This is a genomic window from Burkholderia sp. 4NA327C6 (assembly GCF_005502655.1).
Classification (GTDB): domain Bacteria; phylum Pseudomonadota; class Gammaproteobacteria; order Burkholderiales; family Burkholderiaceae; genus Burkholderia; species Burkholderia contaminans.
Genome location: NZ_SCNZ01000001.1, coordinates 148,972 through 167,648, shown reverse-complemented (window position 1 = coordinate 167,648; position 18,677 = coordinate 148,972). Strand labels below are relative to the sequence as shown.

The following is an 18,677-nucleotide window of genomic DNA, read 5'->3' as shown; positions in this document are numbered from 1 at the left end:
GCCGTCGTGTCCGATGGATGTCATGGCCAAACTTCTGAACGATCAAGAATTCCAGCGTTTCTCCGAACTTCAGCAGAAGCAGGCAAGCTTCACGATCACGCCCGAAGAGGCGGACGAGCTGCGCGATATCGTCGCGCGCGCGCAGAAGAAGCGCGACGATCGTACCGCTGCAATGCAGGCGATCGAGAGCTACATCGAACAGTTCGACATCACGCCCGACGAACTCTTCTCGCCCGAGCAGATCGGCGACGCGGCCCGCACCTACGGGCTCATCACGGCGACCAAGAAGGAACGCACGCTGCCGCCGTCGATCACGTTCAACGGCAAGCCGTACCAGTGGACCAAGACGCTCCCGGACGACGTGCGCGGCGCGTTGTTCGAAGCGTTCACGTCCGGCGAATCGGTCAAGCGCTTCATCGCGATGCCGAAGGACACCGCGCGCTGTGCGCTGACGATCGCCCGCCTCGAGCGTGAAACCGGCGCGGTCTACGCCGATCCGCACCTCGAGGAACTCGCGATTTCGCGCGACCAGGTGAACGACGCGGCATCGAAACTCGCTGCCTGAACGGGGTCATGGGCACGGTTCGTGCGTGCCCGCACCCCGCATGACGCCGGCCCAGGCCGGCGCTGCGCTTGCGGGAGACGTGCATCCGGACGCTCCCGAAAAGACTCACCTTTGCATCCCGCAAGCGCTCACCCACACCTCCCGAAAAAGCTCACCAAGGCTCCTGGAAACCCTCACCCAGGTCTCCCGGATGTGCTCACCAATACGTCCCGCAGACCCTCACCGATGTGCCCCGGAAAGGCTCACCGGCGGCTCCCGCAGACGCTCACCGGCCACTCCCGGGAAGGCTCACCGAGTGTTCCCGTATCGACTCACCAAGTGCTCCCGTATCGGCTCACCCCAACACTTCCCGGAGAAGCTCACCGACAGCTCCCGAAAAGTCTCACCTTTTGGGTAACGTCGAATTTTCGAGGATGGAATGCGGCGGTAAATGCGTGCGGGCACCTTGTCTGAAGCAGCGGTGCGGGACGGATATCGCGACAAGCGGTACGCGTCTCGCAGTGCCTGATCGGTGCCATTTGTGCGTCGATATTTCCGCTGCGAACAGGCGCCGACACTTGCTCGGTTACTTCGCTCGCGAAGCCGGTTCGAATGCTCTGCATTCCTCACCGGCAACATTCCGGACGTGGGGGGAAGCCGAAGACATCCACCGCATGCGACGTCGCCGCGCGTCGGGCCGCCGACACACGCTACGGCTGCAGCTTCATCCTGAAGCCCACGACACCCGGCTCCTCCGTCGGCGACACCTCGAACCCGCACGCCTTCGCCAGCGAGATCATCGCCGAGTTCTCGCGCAGCGCCTCGCCGATCATCCATGCGGTTCCGCGCGAGCGCGCGTAGTCGATGATGCGGGTCATCATCAGCCGGCCAAGCCCCTTGCCCTTCTGATCGGGTCGCACCGCGATCGCGAACTCCGCGGTCTCGTTGTCGGGATCGGCCACCGCGCGCGCCACCGCGAGCGTGTGGTCGCGCCCCGACACATCGGTGAACGACACGATGAAGGCCATCTCACGGTCGTAATCGATCTGCGTCATGCGCGCGACCTGCGAATGATCGAAGCTGCGCACCGCACCGAAGAAACGCATCCGCAGATCCTCCGGCGTCATCGCGCCGAGCAGTTCGTTGTGCGCGGCCTCGTCTTCCGGACGGATCGGGCGGATCGTCACCGTCTCGCCGCGCCAATCGAGCGTCTCCTCGAGGTGACGCGGATACGGCATGATCGCGAGCCGGCTGCGCCCTGCTGCCAGCGTGACGCGTGGCGCGATCACGTGCGCACGATCGGACAGCACGCGCAGCGTGACCGACATCGCCACGACTTCACGCACGTCGCAGACGACCTGCGACAGCGCCGTCAATGCGTCGAGCGTCGGCTCGATGGGCGTACTGCGCGCATACGGCGAACGCTCCATCACCGCGCGAGCGAGCACGGTGTTCAGCGGCGGCAGGCCATAGACGACGAACGGCGCCGATACGCCGTCCGCGGGCGGCACCGCATAGCGAAACACCGGGCCGAAATTCGAATCGTCGTACATGTCGACGGTGACATCGACGACTTTCTTCCCGGCCGGCTCAACGGCCGGCTCGCCCTGCAGGCCGAAATGGGACAGCCAGCGCAGCGCGGCTTCACCGGCCAGCTCATGTTGGCCGGCTTCGACCATCCGGCGCGCATCCGCCTGCGCGGATGCAACGCACTCGGCCGGCTGCAGCGGCGTACCCTCGGGCGTTTGCATCAGCAGTTGCCGCCCCAGGTTGTAGTCGACGAGACGCGCATAGGCGCGCGCGAGCCGCTGCGGCGTGGTGTGCACCGGAATGCCGTTCGCATGCAGCGCATCGCGCGTCGCCGCATTGACCGCGCCGAAGAAACACGCGAGGATGCCGCGATGCGCATACTGCCGTGATTCGATCAGCGTGTGCGCAACCGCATCGGCCGGCGCGCTGTGGGAAGTCGAATGGACGACGAACAGCGTGCCCGTTTGCGGGAACGGCGCGAGCGCCTTGACCGCCGCGGCAAAGTGTTCCGGGCGCGCATCGTCGCCCAGCGTGAGCGGATTGCCGGGCGATACGAGATGCGGCAGCGCCGCCGACACGGCCGACGCGGCCGCGGGCGACCAGTCGGCCAGCACATCGCGCACCTCGGCCACCGCATCGACCGCGAGTTTCGCGACGCCCGCATCGCTCGTCACGAGCGTGGCCGCACCGCGCGCCGTGACGCGGCCGACGCCGAGCGTCTCGATCTCGTCGAGCAGATCGTCGAGCGCATCCACACGCACCATCCCCGCGCGCTGGAACGCCGCCGTATAGAGCGCGTCGCCGGGATCCGCGCGGCCGGTGCGCAAGGCGAGCACCGGCTTGTTGCGCGCAGCGGCGCGCGCGGCCGACATGAACTTGCGCGCGGCGCGCACGGTATCGAGTTCGAGCAGGATCGCACGCGTGCCGGGATCGCTCGCGAGATAGTCGAGCACATCGCCCGCATCGACGTCGGACTCGGCGCCGAGCGCAACGACATGCGAAAAGCCGAGGCCCCGTGCATCGGCCCAGCCGAGCACCGCGTTCGTCAGCGCATTCGATTGCGACACCCACGCGACGCCGCCCGATCGCGCCGTGTAGGCCGGCGCGCCGAAATGCGCGTGCCGTGCAGGCGACAGCACGCCGAGACTGCCCGGCCCGACGATACGGAGCACGAACGGCTTCGCCGCCTTCAGCGTGCGATCGAGCGCGGCGCGATCGGCATCGGTGCGCGCCTCGCCGATGATCACCGCAACGCGCGTGCCGAGCTCGCCGAGCTTGCGCACGATGCCGGCCCAGGTCGCGGGCGGCGTGCAGATCACGGCCACCGACGGCGGCGCGGGCAACCGGTCGACATCGGCAACGACCGGATGCCCGTGCAGGTCACGATACTTCGGATTGACGGGCCACACCGGCCCCTCGAATGCACCGTCGAGCACGCGCGACCACACCATCGCGCCGATACTGCCCGCGCGCGACGACGCGCCGACGACCGCAACGGACCTGGGCTGGAACAACGCATCGAGATGGCGAACGGTCACATCGGCTCCCTGCGGTAACGAAAGACGACCCGATCGGCATGCGGCACGGGCAGGCCATACGCCGATCGACGCGAACTCCAAGCATAGGCGAAGCGCATGCGGCTGCCTATATGCCGGACGGCCGACTGTTCGACCCACGTCAACGCTCGCACCATGGGCCTGCAACACCAGTACGGAAGCCATCGCCGCGCGCCGTCCGGGCACATTCGCTCGGCGCACACGGTACAGGCGTGCAGCACGACGCTGCGTCCGCTTCGTCAAAGGTGAGGATTTACAGGAGCCATGGTGAGACTCTTCGGGAATTGCACGGCGCCACGCGCCAACACGCGAAAGGTGATCGGAATTTGCAGCACGCGTGCACCGCGAGATTGGCGCAGGCCCATGCGCATGTGCTGCGCAATTGCGCGGCTGTTTACCGGAATTCGCCGCGATATCCCGTCGAATCGCGGCGAATTCGCAAAACGTGATCCGTTAATTGCGCGGCGTCGCAGTTCAATACGCGATCGGGAATCGCGCCGGAAACGCACGAAAACAAAACGGTGCGACGGCCGCATGGCCGTTCGCACCGTCAGTCAGTACGCGAAAGGTGAGGTTTTTCGGGAGTCAGTCCTTGATCAGGAAACGCTCGCGATTCTTGCCGAGCCACGTCGGCGAGCGCCCGCGGCCACTCCAGGTTTCACCCGTCTTCGGATTCAAATATTTCGGCGGCGACACACGTTTCGGCCTGGCTGCGCCAGCGGCCGCGCGTACCGGACGAAACCCGAGTTCTTCCGGCGTAATGTCGTATTCCTCGATTTTCGCGCGGATATCGGCAATCGCATCGGCAATCGCCTTTTCGCGTTCCTTGTCGATCTTTTGCTGAAGCCGTTCGAGCTGCGCGGTCAGTTGCCTGTAGGTCGCCATATGGATGGGACTCCGTGAGTGTTATTCGTGAAAAATAGATGACTCTCAGCCAACAGAAAAACGCTTCGCCCGATCGTGGCGCCTCAACCGGTTATCTCGGGATCAATAACCGCTTTTTTTCTTGCACGCGAAGAGAAGATTTCGCGTGGCGTCATCGCTCGATTGCTGAATCACTTCGAAATCGCCGTTGCAGATCGCCCGTGCGTTGTCCGTGCAATTGCTCCAGTCGCTGCCGGTGCATTGCACCTGGGTAGTCGGACGCCCGTCCGAAGTGAACAGCGGCGCGCTGCCGCCACACCCGCCGAGCCCTGCAACCAGAGCCAAGACAACGGCCGCCCGAGGCCACCGACAGACCGACGCAAGCATGTGTTTCATTGTTGTTCCCGTCAACCTTTTTTTGAATGTCGCGAGTATGCCATGCGCGGCCCTCCGGCCGTCAGTCCGGCGTACGGCCGGGTTGCCCGCGCGCCTTGTACGGCAAGCGCTTGCGTGGATCGTCGGTGATGCGAACGAACACCTGCTCGACGTCGGGAAGCGCCTCGAGTTCGCGCTGCAACGCCTGCCGATCGAACGCCGTATCCGCACATCCTTCGACGTAAATGAAACGTCGCTGCACGGTGATCCACAGGCTCGTGCCATGCAGCCGATCGGAGCCGGCGAAGTGCGCCTTCACGGCGTCGGCGATCGGTGCGTCATACATATACGAATTCGGCTTCGTGCAGCGATGCGCGAGCCAGCAGGTGGTGCCGCGTTCGGCGCGGTAATGCGCGTCGTCGGTCATCTCGGCCCGGGTCATCCACGGGCCGAGCGGCAACGGGCATTCGGCCACGTCACGCGACAGCGCGATGAACGGATCGTTGTACCAGTTGCGCCGCGCCTCGGGCGCATCGGTGTCGCCGGACTGCGCGAACGCAGAAGTCGCCAGCAAAATAGTCAGCCACCCTGCGATGCCGATCCGTTTCATCGTGATCTCCTGTTCGATGCTTCACGTCCGGGCGCGCCGGCCTGGCCGTCTGGCTTACCGGTCGATGCCCAGCGCCGCCAGTTTCTTGTACAGCGTCGCGCGGCCGATTCCGATGCGCGCGGCCGCTTCCACCACCTTCCCGTCGCAGGCTGCCAGCGCATCGGTCAGGAACTGGCGCTCCCACGCCGCCAATGCATCGGCATACGAAGCGGCCGGCGCAGCGGGCCGCTCGCCCGCGCGTCGTTCGACCGGTGGCGCGGCCAGCGGTTGCGCCGGTGCGGCCGCGTCCGTCGATACGCGCACCGGCCCAAGGAACGGCGCGAGCGCGCGCGCATCGATCACCGACCGGTCCGACAGCATCAGCGCGCGTTCGAGCGTATTGCGCAACTCGCGCACGTTGCCCGGCCACGGATACGCACACAGCATCCGCAGCGCATCGTCGGTCAGCTCGCAATGGGCGGCGCGCCCGTGCTGCGCGGCCAGCTCCTCGAGCGTCGCGTAGACGAGCGCCGCGATGTCGGACGCGCGCTCGCGCAGCGGCGGCGCGTGGATCGTCAGCACGTTCAACCGGTAATAGAGATCCGCGCGAAAACGCCCGGCCGCGACCAGCGCCGGCAGGTCGGCGCTCGTGGCCGCGATGATCCGGACGTCGGCGCGCACGATCCGGTTCGAGCCGACCGGCTCGAATTCCTTGTCCTGCAGCACGCGCAGCAGCTTGCCCTGCAGCGGCAGCGGCATGTCGCCGATCTCGTCGAGAAACAGCGTGCCGCGATCCGCCAGCTCGAACTTGCCGATGCGCCCCTTGCGATCGGCGCCCGTGTACGCGCCGGGTGCCGCGCCGAAGAATTCGGTTTCGAGCAGTGTGTCGGGAATCGCGGCGACGTTGACGGTCACGAGCGGCTGGAGTGCACGCGCCGACGCCGCGTGAATCGCGTGCGCGAGCAGTTCCTTGCCGGTGCCCGTCTCGCCGAGCAGCAGCACCGGCGAATCGACCTGCGCGGCGCGGCGCGCCTGGCGCTTGGTCTCGAGGCTCGCGGCGCTCGTGCCGACGAAGCTCGCGAACGTGTATTTCGCGCGGCGCGCCTGCGCGAGCGAACGCTGCGTCGCAATCAGCTGCTGCTGAAGCTGGGCGTAGCGGGAAAAAATCGGCGTGAGCGTCTTCAACTGGTCGAACAGCGCGAAGCCGATCGCGCCGACCGTCTCGCCGGCCTCGTTCTTCAGCGGCAGCCGCGTGACGACGAGCGGCTCGCGGCCCGTCTCCATGATGTCGAGCAGGATCGGCTGCCCGGTCGACACGACCTCGCGCATCAGGCTGTTCGGAATCACGGCCTCGCAGTCGAGGCCGACGGCCTGCTGCGGATCGGCGAAACCGAAGCGCGCCGCGTACCGCTCGTTCATCCACACGACACGCGCATCGCGATCGACGACCACCGTGCCCGCGCTCGAATCCTCGAAGGTCCGGAACAGCGACTCGGCGGCGCGCCGCAGCACGTCGCCGTAGTTGACGGGCAGGCGGACCCAGTCATTCATCATCGTGTCGTCGTCTCCGTGTATCTTGGGCCGGCTGTCTCCGGAACGAGACGGATTATCTCACTCTGGAGACACGCCGCAACGCGTTGTCCAGGAAAGCCCTGCCTGATTCCACGGGCTGGCCGGACGGCCATTTCGTCTCCAGATCGAGACGTTTTATGTAGAATCCTCAGACAACGACCGGCGCGGGCCCGCCAGTCTCCGGCGGACCCGCGTCCGGCGGCGCAATCCGGCCGATGGCACGAAACCTGCACGAACCCGAGCCGGTCCGCGGCGCGTCCCGCGATCGAACAACAACCAAAGCCATTAGGAGACTCCCTTGTCTTTCGTGATCGTCCTCGCCGCGCTGGCGTTCCTGATGTTTGCCGCGTATCGCGGCTACAGCGTGATCCTGTTCGCGCCGATCGCCGCACTCGGCGCGGTGCTCCTGACCGAACCCGCCGCCGTCGCACCGGTCTTCTCCGGCATCTTCATGGAGAAGATGGTCGGCTTCGTCAAACTGTATTTCCCGGTGTTCATGCTCGGCGCGGTGTTCGGCAAGGTGATCGAACTCTCCGGATTCTCCGAGTCGATCGTCCACGCGGCGATCCGCTACATCGGCCGTTCACGCGCGAATGCGGTGATCGTCGCGGTGTGCGCGCTGCTCACCTATGGCGGCGTATCGCTGTTCGTCGTGGTGTTCGCGGTGTATCCGTTCGCGGCCGAACTCTATCGCCAGAGCAACATCCCGAAACGGCTGATGCCCGGCGCAATCGCGCTCGGCGCATTCTCGTTCACGATGGATTCGCTGCCCGGCACGCCGCAGATCCAGAACATCATCCCGACCACGTTCTTCAAGACGACCGCCTGGGCCGCGCCGGTGCTCGGCACGATCGGCTCGCTTTTCATCATCGTCGTCGGCCTCACGTATCTCGAATGGCGCCGCCGTTCGGCGATGGCGAAGGGCGAAGGCTACGGCACGTCGCTCGTCAACGAGCCGGAACGCGTCGAGACCACGTCGCTGCCGCATCCCGCGCTCGCGATCCTGCCGCTGATCCTGGTCGGCGTGTCGAACTTCGCGTTCACGAAGCTGATTCCGCAGTGGTACGGCGCCGCGTCGTACACGGTCGCGCCGGAAGTGCTGCCCGGCGTGCACGCGCCGGTCACGACGTCGATCAAGACCGTCGTCGCGATCTGGTCGGTCGAGGCTGCACTGCTGCTCGGCATCGTGCTGGTCGTACTGACCGCATTCAAGCGGGTGAGCGGGCGCTTCGCGGCCGGCTCGAAGGCCGCCGTCGCCGGTGCGCTGCTCGCCGCGATGAACACCGCGTCGGAATACGGCTTCGGCGGCGTGATCGCCGCGCTGCCGGGCTTCCTCGTCGTCAGCGATGCACTGAAGAGCATCCCGAACCCGCTCGTTAACGCGGCCGTGTCGGTCAGCTCGCTCGCCGGTATCACGGGCTCGGCGTCGGGTGGGATGAGCATCGCGCTCGCCGCGATGTCGGACCTGTTCATCAAGGGGGCGCAAGCCGCGAATATCCCCCTGGACGTGCTGCACCGGGTCGTCGCGATGGCCAGCGGCGGCATGGACACGCTGCCGCACAACGGCGCGGTGATCACGCTGCTCGCGGTCACGGGCCTCACGCACCGCGAGTCGTATCGCGACATCTTCGCGGTCACGATCATCAAGACACTCGCGGTGTTCTTCGTGATCGCCGTGTACTACGCGACCGGGCTCGTGTAACACCCCGCAGCGGCCCGTTTCCGGGCCGCCGCCCGCCGGCCGCGTCGATGCGGCCGGCTTCTCCTCCGCTCCTCCCCCTTTTTGCCGCATGCCGCCCGGGCGCGCTCGCCGGCTCACTCATTGTTATCCGCAGCAAAACACTACGTTGGTCGCAGCGGCATTTTTCGCGCGTCGGGCGAGGCCTACACTGCTTTCGACGGTGATCGCATGCGATCGTCACCGTCGAAAACCTGGAGGTATCCGCTCATGAACCCGCTCATCCGCACCATCGCCCTCGCTGCCGCCTTCGCCGCGCCCCTCGCCGCGCAGGCGCAAACCAGCCAGCCGCTCACGCGCGCCGAAGTTCATTCCGAAGTGGTTGCACTGAGAAAAGCCGGCTTCCAGCCGAGCGACTGGTTCTACCCGGCCAGCATTCAGGCCGCCGAGGCGAAGATCGCGCGGCAGCAGGGTGCGCCGCGGGCCGCGGGCGCCGGCGACGGCAATCGCGGCGCGTACTCCACGGGCCAATAGTCCGGTTTCGAAGCCGCCGGCCGTGCGCGCATCAGCGCCACGCTCACGGCTCGCGGAGCACGCACCGCACCGTCCGCTCAGCGGGGCTCGATGCTCGCTTTCGCGTAGGACTCGCGTTCCAGTTCGAGTATTTCCGCGCTCAGCTGCAGGTGCGTGCCGGGCGGCGCAACGACGTGCCGCTTCAGTTCCGCCAGCACCTGCTCGGAAAATTCACGTTTGACGTCGGTCGTCCGGCCGCTCAGCACCGCGAGCTTCGCGTGGACGAACGCGCGCGGCGCCGGCGACGTGCCGACCGCGAACGTATCGAACCGCAGCGCGCGGCTCTTGATGTCGAGCTCGCTGAAATGACCGGACGCGGCAAGCGCGGCATTGAGCGCGCGCAAGGTCGCGCCGGCGTCGAACCCGTCGAGGTTCGCGGAGTATTCGAGCGTCAGGTGGGGCATGGTGTCGGTGGCCTCGTGAGTATCGGGGCAAGCGCCGGAAGGCATCCCGAAAGCCCGTGCAGTGCCACCGGATCTATGCCTTGACCGGCTGGATCAGGCGCGCGCAGGCGCTTGCCTGCGGATCGCCGGCGGGCAGTTTCCCACAGATGCCGTCGAACTGCTTCGCGATCGATTTGACCGATGCATCGTGTGCGCCGCTGCCGCGCCAGCGGTTCAGCTGCGTGACGACCTTGGTCAGCGCGCGCAGGTTCGCGCCGTAGAACGCGTCGCGCGTCTTGTCGGCCTGCGCGAGCACGCTCGCGGCAATCCCTTCGATGCGCGCCGAATCGTCCGGCGCCAGCTGGACCGCATTCGCAAAGTAGGTCGCGCCCCAGCGCAGCTTCGTCGCCGGCCCGCTCGCCGAGTCATAGGCCTTGCGGTACCAGTCGAGCGCCGCGGCCTTGTCGCCGCGCGCCTTCGCATTCGCAGCCAGCCCGGACATGAAGTAGTACGGCGTGGCCGAACGCGGCAGCTCGGCCTTCAGCAACGCATCCGACTCGTCGTACAGCCCCGCGTCGGTCAGCGTGTCCGCGCCTTCGCTGACGAGCGCCTGGCGCTCGTACGCATTCGCGGCGCCCTGCACCGACGCGGCGATCTGCTTGCGCGCCGTGTCGGCCAGCGCGGGCGCGGCAAGCGGTGCACCCTTGCTTGCATCGCCGCGCGCGAGCAGCACGCGGCCGTGCAGTGCCATCAGCCGGTCGATCGACGACAGCGTGGTGTCGGTCGACAGGCGCGCAAGCGCCGTGTCATATGCGCCGCGCAATTTCGCACGCTGCGCGTCGTCGCCGCCGAGATACGCGACCACGCGCGCGGGCGCAGCGACCAGCACGTCCGAATCGGCACGCGACAACACAGGATCCTGCAGCACCGCGCGCAGCGAATCGGCAAGCGCCGCCTTGTCGAGTGCGCCGGCCTGCGCCGGATCGTCTGACGCGGCGACCACGGCCGACTTCAGCGCGAAGCGCGCCGATTCGGCCTTCGCGCCCGCGGCGCGCGCGCGTTGCGCGAGCGTCTGCAGCGTCTCGGCGACGCGATCGGCCGCCACCGGCAGCGCGCCGTCGGTATCCCACGAATAGTCGGCCAGCAGGCGCCATTCATCCGGCGTCAGCGATGCGCCATTCTTCAGCGCGGTCGCGAGCGTCTGCCGCACCGGGTGCGCGGCCGTCATCCCGAGCGACAGCGCCTGCATGTAGCGATCGAGATCGGCTTCGCCCGGCAGCCGCGTCACTTCGGTGCCGTCTGGGCGGAACAGGATCATCGTCGGATAACCGTGCACCTTGAAACGCTCGCCGAGCTTCTGCGCGCTTTCGGTATCGCCGTCGAGATACACGGGCACGAAGAACGACGAGCGGGCTTTGAATGCCTGCTGGCTGAAGATCGTCGATTTCACCTGGTTGCACGACGGGCACCACACCGCGCCCCAGTAGAGCAGCAGCGGCTTGCCGGTGCGCTTCGCCAATGCGAAGGCGGCGTCGACGTCGCCGTGCTGCCACGCGATGCCGGGCGGCAGGTGCGCGCCATCAGGCGCTGCGCTCGCTACCGGGGCGCCCGTGGGCGTGGCAGCGGCAAGCGCCGTACCCGCGGCGGCGAGCAGGCAGGCGGCAGTCAGATTCCGGAGAGCGGTTTTCATCGAAGCGGGTCCGTTGAAAGAGACGGTTGCGGGAAGGCGCGGCGCGCGAAGCGATGGTTGTGAAGTTACAGCCATGAAGCGATGACGCTGAAGCCTGCCGACGTGCAACGCCGCGCGTGATCGTTACGGAAATGCGCACGCCGGCCGAGGCGACCGGCAAATCCTTTGACGATACGACGGGCACAGCCGGGAGAAAACGAACGAATTCTCGAATGAATATGACGCGCGGCATCGCGGCCGAGCGTGCTGTCGGATACGTGGCAGCCGAGCCTTCACTGCCGCGCCTTGATCCGCGCCATGTGATACACGGACTCATGCACGCCGTCGCGCAATGCATAGCCCGGCGATTCACCCTCGACCCGGAAGCCATGCTTCTCGTAGAGCGCGATGGCCGCGCGGTTATCGGCGAACACGGTCAGCTCGAGACGCGTGATGTTCAGCCAGTTTTCCGCGAGATCGATCGCAGCCGCGAGCAACCGGCTGCCGACACCGCGCCCGTGATGCGTCGCGTCGACCATCATGCCGAGCCCTGCTGCATGGCGACGGCGCGGATTCTGTTCGGGATGCAGACCGAGATGGCCGACCACCACGCCGTCGATTTCGGCGACGAGGCTCACGCCGTGCTCGCGCGCGCCGTTGAGCCGCTTCTGCCATTTCTCGAGCGACGGAAACGGATGCTGCAACGTATTCGCGTACACCGCGGGATGCGCGGCGATTTGCCGGATCGCGTCGACGTCGTGCGTCTCGCTGTGCCGGATCGTGATGTCGGTCATGGGTGGGCCGGTTCCGAAAAGTCGCGCCAGTCGCGCGGGCTGCGCACCTGCGCAGCAACCCGTCGAGCTTATCCGATTTCACGCATTTGAAACACGGGCGCCATGCGATCCCGTTGCACTCGCAACGACATGCGATCACGCCACGCCATCGCGAACAGGAAAAATCCGACCGACTCTCACATCGCAGCCGGTAATTCCTGACCCGTTCCATCGTGCGTCGCTCTCCGATCAATCGTTGCGCGCGCAACGTCACGCGCACGACATGCGATGCCACGTCTTCATCACGTCGACGCCACGGCGTCTCCCCGGACTGGGCGCCGCCCACCCCGGCATGCGCCGGGCCGGCGTGTGCCGACGCTCGCGGGCCATACGACGAAAAGCCAGGTCGACGCGCCGAGCGCCGCGCAACAGGCCGAGCCCAAGATCTTGCCGCCGGCCGCGCCGTCGCTGCCCGCCCAGGCGACCGGCGTGCGCCCGTCGCGCGCGCTGCCTTACGAACCGCATGCGAGCGCGCGTGCCGATGCCGGCAACGGCACGCTCACGCTGAAGTTCGCGAACACGGGCCGTGCCGCCGCCGTGTTGCACGTCTATGACAAGCTGCATCTCGACCGCCTGCCGCGGCGCTACGTCGTCGAACCGGGCAAGACGCTGCACGGCGACTGGGCCGCGCGCGCCGACAACGGCGGTAAATATGACCTGTGGGTGCTGGTCCCGAACGGCTATCACCTCCGCTCCACGGGCGACCTCAGCCGCCTGGCCGGTGCGCGCGCACCGCAGCCGGAAGTTCGCGTCGGCTATGCGGGGGCGAGCGGCAACCTTCACCTGAATCTGCGCAACCACGGCGGCACGGTGCGCTTCACCGTGAAGTCGAATCAGGTCCACGGGCTGCTGTCCGGCGGCGGAGCGCATGACGATCGCGGTCATCGCCAGGGTAACGAAAACGGCAACAGCTACGGTCATGGCCACGGCACCGGTACCACGTGGACGGTGACGGTGCGCGCCGGCGACCAGGCCGAGCTGCACTGGAAACTCGACTCGACCGGCCACGGGTACGACTTCATCGTCACCGCCGACAGCGACGCGAGTTTCTCGCGCCGCGTCGCCGGCCGCGTCGAAACCGGCCGCCACTCGGTCAGCGACCCGGCGATGGGGCTCGCCGACCGCTTCCGAGGCCGCCGCGGCGGCACGCGCCGCGCCGCGTGTCGCCGCCCGGGCCGGCCCGGCCGAGAACGGCGGTCAGGCGCCGGCCGCGGCTGCGCCCGATCGGGCGCAAACGCCCGCCCCGCGCGGCTCAAACATCTGAAGGATCGGTGGTTCAGCCCTCAATTCCCCCCAACGAAATTGCTCCGAATTGCGGCCCGTTCGCGTTAAACTGCGCCAAGCTGTATTCAAGAAAGACATCTTCGCCACCACGGCATCCACGATACGAGGATAGGTTCGATGCGCACTACCGGCTCATCCGGGGCAATGACCCTGCTCACCGAACACGACCCGGCCGACGGCCGCGAACTGCGCTCGCTCCGGCTCGAAGCGACCGGCGACGGCAAGAGCGTGCTGCTGATCGAGATCGACGAACGCAAGCCCGGCATCCACCGCGAAGTCCGCTACGAGATCACGCCGGCCGAACTGATCGCGGCGATCCGCTCGCACGGCGCCGAGCTCCCCGGCGAAAACCACGGCGCCGCGTCGCTCGCCCGCACCTCCTCCTGATTTCGAACGGTGAGCCGCGCGCAAAGCGCCGGCTCACCGTGCACTCCCTGCGGCCGCCAGGCCCTTTGAGTTATTCCCGCCGCTGACTTGAAAAAGGCCGATAATCGGCCCATCTGCGTGCTTTCCGCGCGCGTTTCCTTTTCGGCCAGCCGTCATGCTCCTCCGTGACCTCGTCGCCCAATACGGGCCGCTTCTCGTCTTCGCCAACGTGCTCGCGGCGGCCATCGGGCTGCCGGTGCCCGCGATGCCGACGCTCGTGTTGTTCGGCGCGATGTCCGCGATGCATCCGGCGATGATCGGCTCGCAACTGGTCACGGTGGTCGCGCTGTCGGTGCTCGGCGCACTGATCGGCGACACCGTGTGGTACCTCGCCGGCCGGCGCTTCGGCGGCACGACGCTGAAGACGATCTGCCGGCTGTCGCTGTCGCGTGACAGCTGCGTGAAGAAAACCGAACGCTTCTTCGGCCGCTACGGCGTGCGGGTGCTCGCCGTCGCACGCTTCATTCCGGGGCTGTCGCTCGTGTCGGTGCCGATGGCCGGCGCGTTCGGCACGCGCTATCGCACGTTCGTCGGCTACGATGCGCTCGGCGCCGCGCTGTGGACGATCGTCGGGCTGATGGTCGGGCTGATATTCGCTCGCCAGATCGACTGGCTGTTCGCCGGTGCGGGCCAGCTCGGCCGCGCGGCGCTGCTGGTGGCCGCCGCGGTGCTGGCGGTGTATGCGGCGATCCGCTGGATGCGCCGCCGCGCGCTGATCCGCCAGCTCGCGAGCGCGCGGGTCGGTGTTGACGAGCTCGACGCGATGCTGCGCGATACGTCCGCGCCGGTGGTCCTCGACGTGCGCTCGCCCGAGCACCGCAAGCTCGACCCGTTCACGATTCCCGGCGCGCAGTTCGCCGACGAACGCCAGATCGGCGACATCGTCTCGCGTTATCCGTTCTCGCAGAAGTTCGTCGTGTACTGCTCGTGCCCGAACGAGTTCACGGCCGCGCTGATGGCGAAGCGCCTGCTCGACGCCGGCTTCACCGATGCGCTCGCGCTGCGCGGCGGCCTCGATGCATGGCGCGATACGGGCCGCCAGCTCACGTCGCTCGTGGAAGACATGCCCGCGGCGAACGACCCGGTCGCGGGGCTGCACAAGCCGGCCTGATCGTTTCGATCGAAGGCCGGCCGTGCGAGGTGGGGGCGCCTGCGCCCCCTGCGATCAGAACGCGTGCAGCGGCAGGTTCACGACCAGGCGGTACTCGGTGTTCGTCGCGTCCGAGTAGTGTGCCGAACCGGCGTGCCACATTGCGATGAACGTGACCTTCGTGTCCTTCAGCTTGCCGCTCTGGAACGTGTACGACGGGATGAAGCCGAACTCGTGGTGACGGCCCTGCACCGGTGCGCCGTTGCTCCAGTAGATGCTCGACTTGCTCGGGTCGTTCGCCGCGCCCGCGCTGCCGTCCGCCCCCCAGCCCGTCACGCCCCAGACCATCGCCTTGAAGCCCGGCAGGCCCGCTTCCTTGCCGTAGAACGTGTAACGCAGCTGCAGCGACTTTTCGTGCGGCGCGTTGTAGTCGACGTCCATCGAGTTGGTCAGGAAGATGCCGTTCGTTTCGTTCAGGTAGTCGAAGAACTGGTCGCCGAGCACCTGCTGGAAGCCGAGCAGCAGCTCGTGCGGGCCGTGCTGCGCGGCCAGCGACAGGCTGTATGCGTTGTTGTTGATCTTGCCTTGCAGTGCATCGCCCGTGTCGTGCGTCGAATAGACGTTGCCGAAGCCCGTCCACTTGATCGTCTGCGGGCTGCCGATGCTGTGCTTCACCGACGCGTAGTACTGGTGCCACACGTCGTCGGCCTGGTTCGCGTACAGCGCGATTTCGCCGTTCGGCGAGTAGTCCCACGTGCCGCCGACGTACGACAGGCGGTTGATGCGCGTGCCGCCGTATTGCGTCGTCAGGTTGGTGAGCGTCGTATGGCCACGCGCGTCGGTCTTCGTGAAGCTGCCGGCCTCGAGCATCACGTTCTTGAATTCATTGCTGACGAGCGTCGCACCGAGAAACGTCGGCGGCAGCGCACGGTTGTCGTGCTGCTCCATGAACGGGTTGTCGACGGCCTGCAGACCGTACTTGACCACCGTGTTCGAGATGCGCGCCTTCACGTCGTAGATGCCGGGATAGGCCCACGCGAGCTGGTTGCCGCCACCGCCGCCCTTCGCGATGTGCACCATGCTGCCGGCGCCCTGGCCGCCGTCGAGCTTCAGCGCCGCATACAGCGATGCGTCGAAACCGATACCGATCAGGCCCGTCGTATAGCCCGACTCGAAGTTCGCCATCGCGCCCTGGACCCACGCGTGGCGATGCGGCCCGCCCTTCGCGTCGAGCACGTCCGCATAGTTGCGGAACAGGAAGTTGAGATGGCTGTCGGCGATGAAGCCCTTCGACTGCGACTGCGCCGACGGCTCGTCGGGCGGCGTGACGGCCTGGTTCGCTTCGGCGTTGATGACGGCGTTCGGGGTCGTTGCCTGCGCAACGGTCGTGCCCGGTGCGGCCTGTGCGACCGTCAGCGGGGCGGGGGCCGCGTCGTCGGCGTGCGCGACGCCCGTCAGCGAAACACCGGCGAGTGCCGGCAGCCCCCAGGCAAGCAGCATTTTCGATGCCGTCCCGATCGTCTTCTGTTTTTTCATCGTAATTCTCGTCTTGTGTTGATATCGTCCACGCCGGTTGCGATCCGCGCCCGGCCCCCCGGCGCGCCCGATCAAGGACGCGCCTGTACCCGCGGCGCGAAGATCGTTCGCGCCGCACCTACCCCTGTTGACCTGCCTTGGTTATGTTTGCTGCGTCACTTCAGCTCACGCCACACCCGCGCGGATGCACGCGACACGCGCGGCCGACCCCTGCCGAACTTCCGGCAGCGGCACGTCCTGCGCGCACGCTTCGATCGCAACCGGGCAGCGCGTGCGGAACGCGCAGCCGGACGGCGGGTTGAGCGGCGAGGGCATCTCGCCCGCCAGCAGCATCGGACGGCGAGCACGCTCGCGCGCCGGCTCCGGCGTCGGCGCCGCGTCGAGCAGCGCCTTCGTGTACGGGTGCTGCGGCACGCCGTACACGTCATGCCGCGTGCCGAACTCCATCACGCGGCCGAGATACATCACGAGCACACGCTGGCTGATGGCCTTCACCACCGCCAGATCGTGCGCAACGAACAGATAGGACAACGACAGTTCGCGTTGAAGGTCGCGCAGCAGGTTCACGATCTGCGCCTGGATCGACACGTCGAGCGCCGAGACGGGTTCGTCGCAGATCACGAGCTTCGGCTCGCCGATCAGTGCGCGTGCGATGCCTACGCGCTGGCACTGCCCGCCGGAAAATTCGTGCGGATAACGCAGCAGGTGATGCGCGTTCAGGCCGACGCGTTCGAGCATCGTGACCACGCGGCGGCGCACCTCGGTGCGGCCGAGGCCGGCCTGGTGCGTGACGAGCGGCTCCGCGACGACCTGTTCGATCGTCATGCGCGGGTCGAGCGACGCGAGCGGATCCTGGAAGATCATCTGCACTTCGCGCCGCATCGTGGTGCCGCGCAGGTGATCGGGCGCCACGGCTTCGCCGCGCCATTTCACCGTGCCCGCCGTCATCGGCACGAGGCCGATCAGCGCACGCGCGAGCGTCGACTTCCCGCAGCCCGATTCGCCGACGAGCCCGACCGTCTCGCCGCGCTTCACGTCGAACGACACGCCGTCGACGGCGCGCAGCGTCCCCTTCGGCGACCACGGATAGCCGCCGAGCGGCACGCGGAAATGCACTTTCAGACCGTCGACGGACAGCAGCGTGTCGTCCGTCGCGCCGGCATTCTGGCGTTCATCGACGCTCATCGCAGACCTCCCGTCAGATCGGCCACGGGGCGGTGGCACGCGCGCACCGCGCCCGGGGCGCCATAGGTTTCGAGCGCGGGGCGCGCCGTGCCGCAGCGTTCTTCCGCATACGTGCAGCGCTTCGCGAACGCACAGCCGGCCGGCGCGGTGCCGGGCATCGGCGGATTGCCGGGAATCGCGACGAGCGGCGCATCGTACGCGTCGGTCAGGCGCGGCAGCGCGTTGAGCAGGCCGATCGTGTACGGATGCGACGGCGCCGCGAAGATCGATTCGGCCGGCGCGTATTCGACGGTGCGGCCCGCATACATGACCATCACGTCGTCCGCGAGGCCGGCGACCACGCCCATGTCGTGCGTGATCAGCACGATCGCGGTGCCGCGCTCGCGGTTCAGCTCGCGCAGCAGGTCGATGATCTGTGCCTGCACGGTCACGTCGAGCGCGGTGGTCGGCTCGTCGGCGATCAGGATTTCCGGCTCGGACAAGAGCGCCATCGCGATCATCACGCGCTGGCGCATGCCGCCCGAGAACTCGTGCGGATACATGCGGATGCGGCGTGCCGCGTCGGGGATCCGCACCGATTCGAGCGCCTCGATCGCGCGCTTCGTGGCTTCCTTGCGCGACAGCTTGCGATGCAGCTGCAGCGTCTCGGTCATCTGCCGCTCGATCGTCAGGAACGGATTGAGCGACGTCATCGGATCCTGGAAGATCATCGCGATCCGGTCGCCGCGCACCTTGTTCAGCGCGCGCGCATCCATCTCGAGCAGGTTGTCGCCGCGATAGCGCGCGGCGCCCGTCGTCGTGCCGTTGCCGGCCAGCAGGCCGAGCAGCGCCATCACGGTCTGGCTCTTGCCCGAGCCCGATTCGCCGACGATGCCGAGCGTCTTGCCGGCTTCGAGCGAGAACGACACGCCGCTCACGGCGTCGACCGGCGGCGCATCCTTGCGCGTGAAGCGCACGCCGAGGTTATCGACTTCAAGTAGTGCAGCCATC

Annotated in this window: 16 protein-coding genes and 1 pseudogene; 6 read left to right on the top strand and 11 right to left on the bottom strand. The window is 67.2% G+C overall.

Features of this window, described 5'->3' with window-relative positions:
* Positions 1-13 precede the first annotated feature (13 nt).
* Entirely contained in the window at positions 14-565 is a 552-nt protein-coding gene (locus tag FFS49_RS00800; RefSeq protein WP_039349620.1) for a hypothetical protein, read from the top strand.
* Positions 566-1,254: 689 nt separating this feature from the next.
* On the opposite strand, the gene FFS49_RS00795 is transcribed toward FFS49_RS00800, so the two are convergent.
* The 5 genes from FFS49_RS00795 to FFS49_RS00775 all read right to left on the bottom strand — a co-directional run bounded on the left by FFS49_RS00795 (position 1,255) and on the right by FFS49_RS00775 (position 7,012).
* A complete protein-coding gene (locus FFS49_RS00795; RefSeq protein WP_105818304.1) occupies positions 1,255-3,612 on the bottom strand; it encodes a GNAT family N-acetyltransferase in 2,358 nt (785 codons plus the stop codon).
* Between the two features lie 603 nt (positions 3,613-4,215).
* Positions 4,216-4,515, bottom strand: coding sequence for an H-NS histone family protein (locus tag FFS49_RS00790; protein ID WP_105818305.1), 300 nt, complete (start codon positions 4,513-4,515; stop codon positions 4,216-4,218).
* A gap of 102 nt (positions 4,516-4,617) precedes the next feature.
* On the bottom strand, positions 4,618-4,890 hold the full coding sequence (locus FFS49_RS00785) for a hypothetical protein (protein WP_081421152.1): 273 nt from the start codon (positions 4,888-4,890) through the stop codon (positions 4,618-4,620).
* 61 nt (positions 4,891-4,951) lie between these two features.
* Positions 4,952-5,479, bottom strand: coding sequence for a BON domain-containing protein (locus FFS49_RS00780; RefSeq protein ID WP_105818306.1), 528 nt, complete (start codon positions 5,477-5,479; stop codon positions 4,952-4,954).
* Between the two features lie 54 nt (positions 5,480-5,533).
* Positions 5,534-7,012, bottom strand: a complete 1,479-nt coding sequence (locus FFS49_RS00775; RefSeq protein WP_105818307.1) for a sigma 54-interacting transcriptional regulator — start codon at positions 7,010-7,012, stop codon at positions 5,534-5,536.
* A 316-nt stretch (positions 7,013-7,328) separates the two neighbouring features.
* Between FFS49_RS00775 and FFS49_RS00770 the strand changes: the two genes are divergently transcribed.
* A complete protein-coding gene (locus FFS49_RS00770) occupies positions 7,329-8,732 on the top strand; it encodes a GntP family permease (RefSeq protein WP_039349609.1) in 1,404 nt (467 codons plus the stop codon).
* 246 nt (positions 8,733-8,978) lie between these two features.
* Positions 8,979-9,242, top strand: a complete 264-nt coding sequence (locus FFS49_RS00765; protein WP_039349606.1) for a DUF4148 domain-containing protein — start codon at positions 8,979-8,981, stop codon at positions 9,240-9,242.
* A gap of 77 nt (positions 9,243-9,319) precedes the next feature.
* Here FFS49_RS00765 and FFS49_RS00760 read toward each other — a convergent pair whose 3' ends face one another.
* The 3 genes from FFS49_RS00760 to FFS49_RS00750 form a co-directional block, all read right to left on the bottom strand.
* The gene (locus FFS49_RS00760; RefSeq protein WP_105818308.1) at positions 9,320-9,685 is read right to left on the bottom strand and encodes a 5-carboxymethyl-2-hydroxymuconate Delta-isomerase; all 366 of its coding nucleotides are present in this window, start codon (positions 9,683-9,685) and stop codon (positions 9,320-9,322) included.
* A 73-nt stretch (positions 9,686-9,758) separates the two neighbouring features.
* Positions 9,759-11,354, bottom strand: coding sequence for a thioredoxin family protein (locus tag FFS49_RS00755; RefSeq protein ID WP_105818309.1), 1,596 nt, complete (start codon positions 11,352-11,354; stop codon positions 9,759-9,761).
* Positions 11,355-11,626: 272 nt separating this feature from the next.
* On the bottom strand, positions 11,627-12,127 hold the full coding sequence (locus tag FFS49_RS00750) for a GNAT family N-acetyltransferase (protein WP_105818310.1): 501 nt from the start codon (positions 12,125-12,127) through the stop codon (positions 11,627-11,629).
* Positions 12,128-12,475: 348 nt separating this feature from the next.
* Between FFS49_RS00750 and FFS49_RS00745 the strand changes: the two are divergent.
* The 3 genes and pseudogenes from FFS49_RS00745 to FFS49_RS00730 form a co-directional block, all read left to right on the top strand.
* Positions 12,476-13,294 (top strand): annotated as a pseudogene (locus FFS49_RS00745) (phospholipase domain-containing protein); the annotation flags it as partial.
* Between the two features lie 273 nt (positions 13,295-13,567).
* On the top strand, positions 13,568-13,837 hold the full coding sequence (locus FFS49_RS00740) for a hypothetical protein (protein ID WP_011353737.1): 270 nt from the start codon (positions 13,568-13,570) through the stop codon (positions 13,835-13,837).
* Positions 13,838-13,991: 154 nt separating this feature from the next.
* Positions 13,992-14,987 (top strand): DedA family protein/thiosulfate sulfurtransferase GlpE, encoded by a 996-nt coding sequence (locus tag FFS49_RS00730; RefSeq protein WP_039349594.1) that lies wholly within the window; start codon positions 13,992-13,994, stop codon positions 14,985-14,987.
* 54 nt (positions 14,988-15,041) lie between these two features.
* Here FFS49_RS00730 and FFS49_RS00725 read toward each other — a convergent pair whose 3' ends face one another.
* The 3 genes from FFS49_RS00725 to FFS49_RS00715 all read right to left on the bottom strand — a co-directional run bounded on the left by FFS49_RS00725 (position 15,042) and on the right by FFS49_RS00715 (position 18,676).
* Positions 15,042-16,502: an OprD family porin gene (locus tag FFS49_RS00725; RefSeq protein WP_039349592.1), complete on the bottom strand. Its 1,461-nt coding sequence runs from the start codon at positions 16,500-16,502 to the stop codon at positions 15,042-15,044.
* A 165-nt stretch (positions 16,503-16,667) separates the two neighbouring features.
* Entirely contained in the window at positions 16,668-17,687 is a 1,020-nt protein-coding gene (locus FFS49_RS00720) for an oligopeptide/dipeptide ABC transporter ATP-binding protein (RefSeq protein WP_039349587.1), read from the bottom strand.
* On the bottom strand, positions 17,684-18,676 hold the full coding sequence (locus FFS49_RS00715) for an ABC transporter ATP-binding protein (RefSeq protein WP_105818312.1): 993 nt from the start codon (positions 18,674-18,676) through the stop codon (positions 17,684-17,686). The genes FFS49_RS00720 and FFS49_RS00715 overlap by 4 nt, the downstream gene beginning before the upstream one ends.
* Between the last annotated feature and the right edge of the window lies 1 nt (position 18,677).